Origin of the sequence: Cognatundibacterium jejuense (assembly GCF_014284255.1) — a bacterium.
Lineage (GTDB): Bacteria > Pseudomonadota > Gammaproteobacteria > Burkholderiales > Burkholderiaceae_D > Undibacterium > Undibacterium jejuense.
On the sequence record NZ_JACOFV010000005.1, the window covers coordinates 16,734 to 29,339 of the forward strand.

Below are 12,606 nucleotides of genomic sequence, written 5' to 3' on the forward strand. Positions count from 1 at the left end.
AAAGGCCTTATCCAGAAATGATGAGTTGATTAATCTGACAAGACGAGAAATCCATAATACATATTTTTCTGATGTCCGATCAAGGACGAGCTGACGATGACGCGATTTCAATTCTGTTGCGACCAGTTTCTTTTGCGCGATACATGGCTTTATCGGCTCGCTTCAGTAAACTATCGAAGCTCTCGTTGACGTCATTTTGTGTCGCTACGCCGATGCTACACGTATATTCAGGTAGCTCATTATTTTTGTCGTTACTCAAGGCCTGCTGAATGCGTTGCGCAACACTATTCGCGTCTTCAATTGGTGTTGCCGGTAAGATTAAAATAAACTCCTCACCGCCTGATCTGGCGAGGTAGTCAATCTCTCTGCATAACTCACGTACTATGCCTGAGAAATGCACCAACACTTTGTCTCCTACGTCGTGTCCGAATTGATCATTGATTTGTTTAAAAAGATCAAGATCTATCATGAGCATAGAGATTGTTTGCTCTGAGCGTTTTGCTTTGGCAATTTCCAGGTTTGTATGGGTAGATAGTGCGCGACGATTGAGTAAGCCTGTAAGTGGGTCGGTATTCGAAAGTTCTTGCAATCGTATTCTCAACTCATGTGTCGCCATCAGGAAGAACGCCATCGGTCCCAACATATCCAATAATGCCATGCCGACAATATATACAGTCTGGATAGGACTATGGGAGAAGTACGCGTTATTCCCTTCTTGGGGAAGTGCGATGAGTGTGTAAAAAGCGGCACAGAAGCGTATTGCTAAAAGTAGGCAAACTGCACTCAATGAGGCAATGAAGAATAGTGTCGGGAAATCACGTGAGCCGTATTTCCATGCATAAAAAATCGAGAGCGAAATGTATAAACCAGACGCTGAAGTAAATAGGAGAGTACGTACCGTAATCGATGAGTATCCATACGTGAAAACCAGCATTAACAACTGAACTGCAACAAAAGATACCAACCAGATTTTGTGAATTGAAGATAGTTTATAGAACCGACGCGTCCCTTCCATGAAGAGTAGACTGCTTGCGTAAAAGAACAAGTTCCCTAAAATAATAGAAACCAGATCAGGGGCAATGCCGCGTAGCCCGACGAGCAAACTTCCCGTGCTAATCGCTAAGCTTCCCGCCGCCCATTCGCGTAATCCACCAATATAAGATGGGTAATTGCGGCTTGCCGAATACAAAATGACACTCATCAACAAACAAACGAGTGTGAACATTAGTACAACGGTGCGCAAATCAAAATTGGGCATTTGGTGCCAACTCCATCAAGTTAAATTTGCACGAAATATAACTTAGTTTGATTTCGTTGTGGTTACATTGAAGGATAAATAGCTGCGGTTATCTGATCAATCTCATATCTTATAAGCGGCGTGGATGTTGCAAAAATAGGTTTATGTCTCGTGATGATTGATTTTGCGCTAATTTCTCTGAGACGTGTGAGCACGTACAAGCATTTGAGGCGAAAAGTAAACATTAACGAGCATTGCTTTTAGAAAAATTCCTGATTTACTGTTGAAACTATCAAATTGAATAACATCTAAAATTAATAATTGTTATTTGTATAATTTTATAATTTTATGAAATCGTAGACTTGTTCATGCTTTTGCTGGTCACTATTTTAGAAATTTATTGAAGGTCACTGACATCAGTATTGGTATTATCAGTCTCCTTTGCCGATTGTCATGTCGTTTAACAAAGAACTCACCTTGTCCGCTACGATGAATCTTGATTTTACTCAAATCCAGTTGAACACTCCACGCCTGCGATTGCGCCCTTTGCGCGCATCCGATGTTGAAGACATGTTTGATGTTTATTCGGATCCTAAAGTGATGCAATACGGCAGCACACCGCCCTGGACATCATTGGAAGACGCGCGTACGTCCTTGTCACGAACCGATGTTGGTATGAAAGAGGGGCAATTTTTACGTTTAGCTTTAACCATTGGCGACAGCGATCACTTCATCGGTGATTGCTGCTTGTTTAAATTTGATCAGCAATGCCGTCATGCTGAAGTTGGCTATAGCATGGGTGCTGCATATTGGGGGCAAGGCTATATGCATGAGGCACTCATTGCGTTATTGAATTATGGTTTTCAAACACTGAATTTGAATCGCATTGAAGCTGATATCGATCCACATAATCTCGCCTCTGCAAGATGCCTGGAAAAATTGGGATTTGTTAAAGAAGGCTATTTGCGCGAGCGCTGGATCGTTGATGGCGTCATGTCGGACTCTGCCTTATATGGCTTATTGCGTCGCGAGTGGGCGCATGGCTCAGAGGGCTAAAAATTAAAAATTAAAAATTAAAAATTAAAAAATGAATTTTGGATGTTGACCTTATCTATCAGTAGTGCATAAAAACTTGGCGGTGACACTGTTTTTATAATTTCATTTTAATAGTCCATGAGGCCAATGCGAGCTTCCAAAATGCGTCGATGCTTGATACGGAATCACCGATTGCTAATTCCAAAAAAGAGGCAGCAGGTAGTAAGGCATCTTTCAGCAAGTCATTATCCCCACGATCAAATGCCATTGCACCGGTTTGCTTGGAAAGTTTTTCACCTGCTTCGTTATTGACGACAGGTACGTGCAGGTAACTGATGGCGGGTAAATCTAATACCTGTTGCAGATAGATTTGCCGTGCAGTGGAGTCAAGCAAGTCAGCACCGCGCACAATATGGGTGATTCCTTGTGCTGCATCGTCAACGACGACCGCGAGTTGATAGGCCCAAAAGCCATCGGCGCGTTTCAATACAAAATCACCGACTTCTGTTGTGATGTCTTGGATTTGCTGTCCGTAATAGCGATCATCAAAGGTGATATTGCAGTGTGGCTGCGGCAGACGTAGGCGCCAGGCGCGCGGCGTTTTTCCGGCCGCTAAGCCAGCCCGACAAGTGCCCGGATAAATCTGGCTTGCGACTTCCCCCATGCGTAAGCGTGAATCGGCAATTTCTTTGCGTGAACAAGCACAGGGATAAACGTGTTGATCCAGCGTTTGCATTGCATCTTGATACAGGTGTTGACGTTGGCTTTGCCAGGTGACATCGCCATCCCAATGCATGCCACAGCGTTGTAGTGAGTTAAGAATGTGTTGATCTATCCCTTTGACGTTGCGATCGAAATCCAGATCTTCAATACGCACCAACCATTGTCCATGATGCGCTTTGGCGTCGAGGTAGCTGGCCATGGCGGCGACCAACGATCCCATGTGTAAGGGGCCGGTAGGAGAGGGGGCGAAACGTCCTTTGTAATTGCTTTGTTGCATATGTTTAATCTCTAATTTCCGAGCAGCTTGCTTTGTATGTCGGGATCTTTGAGTTTTTGTAAAAACCAGTGCAACGCCTTGCCTTTATTGGTGTTGCGCCATAAATAACAGCTTGTTTCTGTGGGGCGTTGATTGTTGGTCTTCTTTTCGATGAGCGCACCAGATTGTAAATGAGGTGCGGCAATATTGAGCGGTAGATGACCGCAGCCTAGCGCAGCTAATTGTGCGGCCAGCTTTGCCGGCATCGTTGGTACCGTCAAGGTATCCTGACCGCTTAACAGGCCAGCGGTCATGGAAGGTAAGTTGAGTCCGGTGTCGCCGATGGCGACGGCGCGATAAGTTTGAATTAATTCGGCGCTTAATGGTTCAGGTGCCTGGGCTAAAGGATGTTCGGGCGCGACGGCAAATACCCACTCGATGCTGCCTAAGACGCGGGTTTGCATATCGCCTTGCATGCGGATTGCATTGGGGCCGTCATACGCAGCCCCAATTGCCAGATCCGCACGACCGCTGATCATTGCTTCCCAGACGCCAGACAAAACTTCCTGCGAAAAGCGCAAACGGGTACCGCAGGCTTGTTGTTCAAACTCCTTGATTAAGGGTAGCAAACAATCAAAGTGAATCACGCCATCCAGCACAATTCTGAGTTCCGATTCCCAGCCTGTGGCGGTACGTTTGACGCGGTTTTCTAATTCTTGTGCGGCATTGAGCAAATGCCTGCCTTGCATGAGCAATTCTGCTCCCGCGATCGTCAGTTTAGCTCTGTGGCCGCGGCGATCGTACAGCAACACGTCCAGATCTTCTTCCAGTTTGCGTATGCTATAGGTAATTGCTGAAGGGACTTTGTCCAGCGCCATCGCAGCCGCTGCAAAGCTGCCTTTACGGTCTATCGCATCAAGGATTTGCAGCGCTTCTAAGGTGATATTCATGCTTGTTCAAATTATTTGAATGACTTGTATGAAATTTTACTCTTATATTATCGGATGTCATTATATATACTCTCTTCAAATCATCAAATAAATTGAATTGGAGCTCATATGATTACCGTAAGATTATCTCAAGAACGTGGCGCTGCTGAACATGGCTGGCTGAAGTCTTTCCATAGTTTTTCTTTCGCTGAGTATTATGATCCTCAACACATGGGTTTTGGTCCTTTGCGCGTGATTAACGATGACTGGATCGCCCCTGCGATGGGTTTTGGTACGCACCCACACAAAGACATGGAAATCATTACCTACGTGTTAGAAGGTGCGATAGCGCACAAGGACAGCATGGATAACGGCAGTACCATACGTCCGGGCAATGTCCAATACATGAGTGCCGGAACGGGTGTGCGTCACTCTGAATTTAATCCTTCGAGCAAAGAACATACTCGATTGTTGCAAATTTGGATACAGCCTAGCATGTTAGGCGGTGAGCCGTTGTACGAGGAAAAAGAATTTGATCGTATTGAGAAAGACGGAAAATTACGCGTTGTAGTATCCGGCGATGGAGCCAACGGTTCGATTAAAATCCGTCAGGATGCGCGTTTGTTGATTGGTTTGTTCGACGGCGATCAGAAACAAGAGTTGAGTCTGCAAGCGGATCGCCTGACCTACGTGCATCTTGCACGCGGTGAGTTGACCGTCAATGGTGTGGTATTGAAAGAGGGCGACGCCATGAAGTTGCAAAATGAACAGTTGTTGCAGTTAAGTGCAGGAAAACAGGCAGAAGTGTTAGTGTTTGATCTGCCGCATTGATCGTTGTTATTTTTTTTGGCTTTTAACAATAATATCCCGGTCACTTAGCAGGCTTCACCGGGATGTTATTGTGCTGTGCCGTAGTTCATTAATTATTTGAATTCATTTGACTCATTTTCTCAGGAGCAAAACATGACAAAAGTAGCGATTGTGTACCATTCAGGTTATGGCCATACTACCAAGGCTGCAGAAGCCGTTCAGGCTGGTGCTGTAGCAGCGGGTGCAGAGGTTGACCTGATTTTGATCGACAAAGAAGGCAATATTACAGACGCACAATGGGCCAGCCTCGCAGCTGCGCAGGCGATCATTTTTGGCTCACCAACCTACATGGGAACGGTTTCCTGGCAATTTAAAAAATTCGCAGATGCAACTTCCAAGCCTTGGTACACCCAAGTCTGGAAAGATAAAATCGCTGCTGGTTTTACTAATTCTGCGAGTATGAATGGCGATAAACTGTCGACGCTGCATTATCTGTTTACCCTGTCTCAGCAGCATTCGATGATTTGGGTGGGCACGGGTATGATGCCATCCAACAGCAAAGCTGCGCAAAGAAACGACATCAACTATTTGGCAAGTTTTAGCGGTTTGATGACACAATCTCCATCCGATGCTTCTCCTGAAGAAGGCCCATTGCCAGGCGATCTGGAAACAGCAAAATTGTTTGGTCAACGTATTGCGACGGTCGCAAAAAAACTCGCTTAATTCTTCGTTGAAGAAATAGATGGATTTGGCATCTTTTGCTTAACGGTGAAAGATGCCATTTACTTTTTTTAAGGATGCTGGATATTTTTCTGTTTCGCATCCAGTTCTATCGTTTTCGATAGAATTTGTTCGATAGTCCAATGTCGGGTAATCCAGATCACCATCGCGCTGCCAGATAGTTGTTGCCAGCTTGCTCCATCGCGTAACTGATGCTCACGTTGATAAGCCGCAGCAATGCGCCAGGCAAAAATAGTTGCTGGTGGTGGTGCCTCTAACGTACCAGCTGAAAAGAAATAAGATACGGGATCCAATTCAACTAATGTGGGAGTGCCTTCACATCCGGCTTTTTCCCATAAAGCTTGCTGTTGTTGGACGTTAGCGATGACCGATGGAAGAGCTGGTTTTCCGCTCATACCTTCAAGACCCCAAAAATATAAAATCCACGGCCCACCGTAGATCAACGCAATGACGGTGATAAGCACGCCTGCGACTATTGCCTTGAGTTTCGTTGATTTCGACATAAAAACTTGCATGAGATAAAAGAGGAATTGCTCTCATTATCGACTGGTTTTCTGGCTTATTGGCATGAGTTTTGGAGAAATTCAATTCATACTTAATCAATGTCAATATTATCTGCTGACATTCTGTATTTATGTCGACGGAAACATTATTGATGACAATTAAATGCTTTCTTTGTCGTCCAGGTGGTAAGTAGCGCAAGCTATAATTCCAGAACTCTTTTTTACTTGATCAATAATTTATTTGCCTCTTCCCATGATAAAAAAAGCTGTTGGACTTTTCATTGCACTGAGTGTGTGCTCTCCATTCACCTCAGCACAGCAAGCTCGCATTAGTGAGCCAGTGATGCGTGCGCATTTGTCTTTTCTTGCCGATGATTTATTAGAGGGGCGTGGTACGGGGCAGCGTGGTGGCGATCTGGCGGTTCGCTATCTGGAAACCCAATTAAGTATCATGGGCTTGCAGTCGCTGCCATCGGATAATGTGTCTGGTTATCGCCAATCAGTGCGTATCGTCGGTAGCAAAACCTTACCTGAGAGCAGCGTCAGTTTTGAAATCAACGGGCAAACTTACACCCCGCAATTGGGTAGCGACATTGTTTTCGGATCTTCAGGTGGCGAAGCGGATGTGGCGTTCGATGCCCCCGTTGTATTTGTTGGTTATGGTGTGCGCGCACCAGAAGAGCGTTGGGATGATTTCAAAGGCGTTGATCTTAAGGGTAAATTGTTGGTGATGTTGGTCAATGATCCACAACCAACGGCCGAAGAACCACATCGTTTCGCCGGTAAAGCGCTGACTTATTATGGCCGCTGGACATACAAATTTGAAGAAGCCGTTCGTCAGGGGGCGGCTGGTGTGCTATTGATCCACACCACGCCATCAGCAACGTATGCGTGGAATGTGCCACAAACCAGTTTCAGCCATGAGCGTTTTAGTCTGGCCAATAATGGCAATGCGATGGAAGGGTGGATGCAGGACAGTGTTGCTCAGCAATTGTTTAGCCGTGCTGGTGCAAACCTCGATCAGTTGCGTACCCGTGCTGAAACGCGCGACTTTGCTCCGGTCGTTTTAAATGCCGTCGCGCATGTCAAACTCAAAAGCCAGATACGCCAAGTCGAGCAATTTAACGTGTTGGGAATGGTGCCCGGTACAGATGCGACATTGAAATCGCAAGCCGTGGTGTATTCGGCACATTGGGATCACCTCGGGATAGAAACGCAGCCTGATGGCAGTACACATATCTGGAATGGTGCGGTAGATAATGCATCAGGCGCAGCGTCTTTATTGGCGATGGCGCAGTTTGCTGTAGCGCATCCTGCCAAACGCACGCAAATATTTTTATGGCCGGCAGCAGAAGAGCAATATTTATTAGGCAGCGCTGCCTACGTTAATAATCCTCCTTGGCCACTCGCAAAAACGGCAGCCGATTTGAATTTGGATAGTATGAACTTTGTTGGAAAAACACGCGACATCGGTATCGAAGGCAGTGAACACAGTAGCTTGCATGCGAGTGCAGTCAAAGTCGCAAAGCAAATGGGTTTGCAAATTGCCACTGCGGCTCCGGATTTGGGTGGCGCATTTTTCCGCGCCGATCATTTTAATTTTGCGCGTTTTGGTGTTCCGGCTTTCAACGTTGGTTCAGCGGTATTTTCTGGCGATGGGCATTTTGACTTTATTGAACAAGATCATAGCAATGCCGGTGCTAAAATGTTGGGATTTAAAAACGACTATCACACTGAGCGCGATAAATATCACCCAGAATGGGATCTGAGCGGTATGCAACAGCAAGCACAATTTACACTCAATTTAGGTTACGAGATCGCCAATGCCAAAACCATGCCGGTGTGGAATAACGATGAAGCATTTGGAAAAAATCGCCACTAAGCGGCATCATTAAATATCTTGCCGTTTAACGTATATTTATTCTTTGAACGATAAAAAAGCCTTGCAGAAAAATTTTCTCTGCAAGGCTTTTTCTTATCAACATTTGAGTTGTCTGAGTTTTTTCAGCGTTGCGAGAACGCGAGTTTTAATGCCAGGCCTGCAAATACGAATGCTGCTGCCCGATTCATCCAACGTTGCGCACTCGCTGAGCCGCGCAGACGTTGTCCGACCGTCGCTGCAAAATAGCTGATACTACCAAAGGCGATGATGGTCGCAAGGATAAAAATCGCACCTAATTCGACAAATTGAAATGCAACTGAACCACGTTCTGCAGAGACAAATTGCGGTAAAAATGCAAGGAAAAAGAACACCACTTTAGGATTAGTCAAATTCATAATCACACCGCGCAAGTAAAGCTGCCTTGGGCGCAATGCTGTGGCGTTGATGCTGGTATCTTCACTCACAGGCGCACGGAACGCGCCCCAGGCGAGATATGCAAGATAGGCAGCACCAAGGCATTTTAAGACTAGAAAAGCCACTGCTGATGCTGCAAAAACGGCAGCGAGCCCCAGCGCAATAGCGATTGTATGAACGATGAGGCCAGTACACAGGCCAAGCACGACGAGCATGCCTGCTTTGCGCCCCTGCGTCGCGGACTGCATCAGAACAAAGACGTTGTCCGGTCCCGGGGATAATCCCAATAAGATGGAGACGCCGAAGAAAGTCAGCGCAGTTTGAAAGGTAAGCATTGCCATCCCCGAGAATAAATGGGCATTATGCAACATTTATTCTCAAGTCGCCACGAGCGCGATCAGATTGAAAAAGATAGCCCCTGTCCGCAAATGCAGGGGCGTCTGCTTCAGGCGGCTATTAGATGTGCTGTAAGTGCTGAAGCGACCTGATCAGCACCTGTTGTGTGATTTGATTTGGCACGCCTTTACCTTGCATATATTCGATTGCACAGGTGGTGCCGTAGTCTTGTTGCAGGCTCAATCCCATTTCTATGTGATTGGCCACTACCTGGTCATAGTGGTGTACTTCTTCTACGAAGTGATGAATAGTTGCTGTTGCCGTTGCCGTGTGTACCGTGGGGGTGATCATGTCAAACTCCATATTCCATTCATATTGCATTGCATCAAAATTACTGATTAAGCATTTAAAAAATGTTGTATCAGTGCGTATTTCATGCTTTTCAGTCACCGCATATTGCACTGACCACATAAGAAAAGAAGCATCCTTGAATCTGTCGCGATTATAGTCCGCTTAATAGATAAAAGTTTGTGCGAGCTCAAGAAAATTTAGCAATGTGTAAGAAAAATCATATTGAGTATGTATTTGATATGTCAGAGTGGTATGTAGTTAGTTATTTGATATCGCATTGCAGCAAAAATGGCATGGGTAACTTGAATGATTACTTGAAATTCGGGACAAGGAGCCTTGCGTGGATTTGAATATGTAGGTGAATGGCGGGTTGTACCCGCCCTTGCTTCTTGGAAATATTATCGGACTCCAGCCTTCGCTGGAGTGATATGCATGAGCTGTTTTGACTTAATTTGATAACGCAAATGTCACCGCTTACAACGCTGTGCGCAATGCAAACAGTTCTGGGAACAGCACCACATCCAGCATTTTACGTAAATAACTCACGCCTGCAGTACCACCGGTACCGGTCTTAAAGCCAATGATGCGTTCCACCGTGGTCACGTGACGGAAGCGCCAGATACGGAATGCGGTTTCCATATCCACCAGTTTCTCAGCCAGTTCGTAGAGTGACCAATATTGTTCCGGTGCTTGGTAGACTTTCAGCCATGCCGTTTTTACAGATTCGTTAGCCTGAACAGGTTGGGTCCAGTCGCGTTGCAAGCGATCCGCATCAATGTCAAAGCCCTGACGTGACATGAGCATAATCGCCTCGTCATAAATCGATGGTGTACTCAAGGCATTATTCAAAGTAGCATGAATTTCTGGTTTGCTTTCATGCACCGCTAGCATGGTGGCATTTTTATTGCCGAGCAAATATTCCAGCTCACGATATTGATGTGATTGAAATCCTGAAGACGCACCAAGATACGGGCGTATGGCAGTGTATTCACTTGGTGTCATCGTCGCTAACACGTCCCAGGCATGCACCAACTGATCCATGATACGTGCAACACGGGATAGCATTTTGAATGCGGGCGGTAAATCGTTGTTATGAATTTGTTGACGTACGCCATGCAATTCATGCAGCATTAATTTGATCCACAATTCACTGGTCTGGTGCTGAATGATGAACAGCATTTCATTGTGATTGGGCGAGCGTGGATGTTGCGCAGTCAAAATCTGATCGAGACCCAGATAGTCGCCGTAACTCATGGATTCAGAAAAGTCGAGTTGTGCGCCGTGCCAGGACATAGGGCATTTGCCGGATGATTCGTTGTTATTACTCATGATCGTTCTTTCAAAATATTTTTCGTTGTCCGGAGTGTCGCCAATCAAGTGACTGCATTGCGTTGCAAATTCGTATCGTAGTCTTGCTTGTCCAAAACATCGCGCAGTGTCTCAACCGCATCCCAGACATCGACGTAACGTACGTACAGCGGCGTAAAGCCAAAGCGCATGATCGCTGGCTCACGGTAGTCACCAATTACACCACGTGTGATCAATGCCTGAATCACGGCATACGCATGTGGATGCTTGAAACTGGCCTGACTACCACGTTGATGATGATCGCGTGGTGTAACCAATTCTAGTGGATGGGATGCGCAACGCTGCTCAACCAATTGAATAAACAAATCGGTGAGTGCAAGCGATTTTTTACGAATCGCTTGCATATCGGTTTTGCCGAATACATCCAGACCACAGCCAACCAGGGCTAATGAGACGATAGGTTGCGTACCGCACAAGGCGCGACGTATCCCCGGTGTTGGTGTAAATCCTGGTGCCATCGCAAATGGACTTTCATGTCCCCACCAGCCGGATAAAGGATGATTGAACACGGCTTGATGACGCTGTGGAACCCAGATAAATGCAGGTGCACCCGGGCCGCCATTTAAATATTTATAAGTACAACCGACTGCAAAGTCTGCGTTGGCGGCATTCAAGTGTACTGGCAAGGCACCCGCGGAATGCGCGAGATCCCACAAGGCTAATGCGCCATGCTGATGAATTAATGTAGTGACGGCGGCCATGTCATGCAAATAGCCAGTGCGGTAATTCACATGGGTGAGCATCACCAGTGCCGTTTGATCATTGATCACATCCGGTAATTCTTCTGGCGTGTCAATCAATACAATCTGATAGCCACGGTCCAGCCATTTAGTAATACCTTCCGCCATGTAGATATCGGTAGGGAAGTTACTACGTTCAGTAATAATTGTTTTGCGTTTTGCATCCTTAGCTTGAATTTGCAAACCAGCCGCAATCGCTTTAAACAAGTTGATTGACGTCGAATCAGTGACCACGACTTCATTGACTTCAGCGCCCACCAAAGGTGCTAGTTGATTACCGAGTGAAGATGGCAATTCAAACCAACCGGCCTTGTTCCAGCTGGTGATTAAGTCGGTGCCCCATTCTTGGGTAATGACTTCTTGCGCGCGCTGTAATGAAGCTTTAGGACGTGCGCCGAGTGAATTGCCATCGAGGTAAATGACGCCGTCTGGCAAAATGAAATCATCGCGTAACGATGTCAAAGCATCTTGTTGATCTAATGCCTGGCAATCAGCGCGGCTTGTAATTTGAGTCATGTTGTCTCCTGAGTATTGGCTAGTGGCTTACTTAGTTCGGAATTTAAATTTTTCTGAATATTGAAAATCACAAGGATCGCAATACTGCGCGCACCGGACTGGCATCGAGCCCTTTAAGTTTTAGGGGCAGGCAAATAAGTTCGTAATCACCAGCGGCGATGTCATCTAATACGATGCCTTCTAAAATCGCCATGTGGTGTTTTTTGACGCACAAATGGGCGTCCAGTGTTTTGGATTCTTGCGGATCCAGCGAAGGGCTATCAATGCCAATGAGTTTGACGCCGTGCGCAGCGAGCAACTCAATGGCAGCTGAACTGACATAAGGGAAATTGCTATCCCACTGCTTTTGCGGCGCTTGTTGGTAAGCGCGGAACAATACACGGGGCGGTATTTGCGCTAGATAGGGTTGGACATGTTCGGGCAGAACTTGTGCCGCACCGATGCAATGAATCACGCGGCAAGTGCCGATGTACGTTTGCAGATCCACTTCATCGATGGACTTGCCATCCACGCCGTAATGTGATGGCGCATCGCAATGCGCACCCGTGTGCGTTGACATGGTGATCTTGCTGACTTTGACCGGGCAACCATCGGCGATTTGCCAGGTGGTTTCTGCGGTATATTCACTGTCTCCCGGCCAGACCGGAATCCCTGCTTGTATTGCGGGGCTGATATCCCACAACTGAGATGGCGCAGACATAAGCTCTCCTGTTTAAAAACATGCAGAGATTTTATGCTGGAATAGCTGAATAATTGTTTCAAAGT

Annotated in this window: 13 protein-coding genes; 4 read left to right on the forward strand and 9 right to left on the reverse strand. The window is 46.2% G+C overall.

All coding sequences use genetic code 11. The features are described 5' to 3' along the window. Positions 1 to 79: 79 nt before the first annotated feature. Positions 80 to 1,258 carry a GGDEF domain-containing protein gene (locus tag H8K32_RS06695; RefSeq protein ID WP_186911713.1) on the reverse strand — a complete coding sequence of 393 codons (1,179 nt, stop codon included), beginning with the start codon at positions 1,256 to 1,258 and terminating at the stop codon, positions 80 to 82. Positions 1,259 to 1,690: 432 nt separating this feature from the next. Between H8K32_RS06695 and H8K32_RS06700 the strand changes: the two genes are divergently transcribed. Next, entirely contained in the window at positions 1,691 to 2,293 is a 603-nt protein-coding gene (locus H8K32_RS06700; protein ID WP_246447176.1) for a GNAT family N-acetyltransferase, read from the forward strand. A gap of 94 nt (positions 2,294 to 2,387) precedes the next feature. Here H8K32_RS06700 and gluQRS read toward each other — a convergent pair whose 3' ends face one another. Next, complete coding sequence (gene gluQRS / locus H8K32_RS06705; protein WP_186911714.1) at positions 2,388 to 3,272, reverse strand: tRNA glutamyl-Q(34) synthetase GluQRS; 885 nt, start codon at positions 3,270 to 3,272, stop codon at positions 2,388 to 2,390. An 11-nt stretch (positions 3,273 to 3,283) separates the two neighbouring features. Next, positions 3,284 to 4,201, reverse strand: a complete 918-nt coding sequence (locus tag H8K32_RS06710; RefSeq protein ID WP_186911715.1) for a LysR family transcriptional regulator — start codon at positions 4,199 to 4,201, stop codon at positions 3,284 to 3,286. Between the two features lie 108 nt (positions 4,202 to 4,309). On the opposite strand from H8K32_RS06710, the gene H8K32_RS06715 reads away from it, so the two are divergent. Both H8K32_RS06715 and H8K32_RS06720 read left to right on the forward strand, forming a co-directional pair. Next, positions 4,310 to 5,011: a pirin family protein gene (locus tag H8K32_RS06715; protein ID WP_186911716.1), complete on the forward strand. Its 702-nt coding sequence runs from the start codon at positions 4,310 to 4,312 to the stop codon at positions 5,009 to 5,011. A gap of 132 nt (positions 5,012 to 5,143) precedes the next feature. Further along, positions 5,144 to 5,713 (forward strand): flavodoxin family protein, encoded by a 570-nt coding sequence (locus H8K32_RS06720; RefSeq protein WP_186911717.1) that lies wholly within the window; start codon positions 5,144 to 5,146, stop codon positions 5,711 to 5,713. A gap of 68 nt (positions 5,714 to 5,781) precedes the next feature. Here the strand turns inward: H8K32_RS06720 and H8K32_RS06725 are convergent, their stop codons facing one another. Further along, positions 5,782 to 6,234, reverse strand: a complete 453-nt coding sequence (locus H8K32_RS06725) for a hypothetical protein (RefSeq protein ID WP_186911718.1) — start codon at positions 6,232 to 6,234, stop codon at positions 5,782 to 5,784. Between the two features lie 253 nt (positions 6,235 to 6,487). Between H8K32_RS06725 and H8K32_RS06730 the strand changes: the two genes are divergently transcribed. Further along, positions 6,488 to 8,116 carry a M28 family peptidase gene (locus tag H8K32_RS06730; protein WP_186911719.1) on the forward strand — a complete coding sequence of 543 codons (1,629 nt, stop codon included), beginning with the start codon at positions 6,488 to 6,490 and terminating at the stop codon, positions 8,114 to 8,116. Positions 8,117 to 8,238: 122 nt separating this feature from the next. Here H8K32_RS06730 and H8K32_RS06735 read toward each other — a convergent pair whose 3' ends face one another. The 5 genes from H8K32_RS06735 to kynB form a co-directional block, all read right to left on the reverse strand. Further along, positions 8,239 to 8,865: a LysE family translocator gene (locus tag H8K32_RS06735; RefSeq protein WP_186911720.1), complete on the reverse strand. Its 627-nt coding sequence runs from the start codon at positions 8,863 to 8,865 to the stop codon at positions 8,239 to 8,241. A 121-nt stretch (positions 8,866 to 8,986) separates the two neighbouring features. Next, positions 8,987 to 9,217 (reverse strand): hypothetical protein, encoded by a 231-nt coding sequence (locus H8K32_RS06740; RefSeq protein ID WP_186911721.1) that lies wholly within the window; start codon positions 9,215 to 9,217, stop codon positions 8,987 to 8,989. Between the two features lie 474 nt (positions 9,218 to 9,691). Then, a complete protein-coding gene (gene kynA / locus H8K32_RS06745; RefSeq protein ID WP_186911722.1) occupies positions 9,692 to 10,546 on the reverse strand; it encodes a tryptophan 2,3-dioxygenase in 855 nt (284 codons plus the stop codon). Positions 10,547 to 10,590: 44 nt separating this feature from the next. Beyond that, a complete protein-coding gene (kynU, locus tag H8K32_RS06750; protein ID WP_390312758.1) occupies positions 10,591 to 11,832 on the reverse strand; it encodes a kynureninase in 1,242 nt (413 codons plus the stop codon). 76 nt (positions 11,833 to 11,908) lie between these two features. Next, a complete protein-coding gene (kynB, locus tag H8K32_RS06755) occupies positions 11,909 to 12,541 on the reverse strand; it encodes an arylformamidase (RefSeq protein ID WP_186911724.1) in 633 nt (210 codons plus the stop codon). Between the last annotated feature and the right edge of the window lie 65 nt (positions 12,542 to 12,606).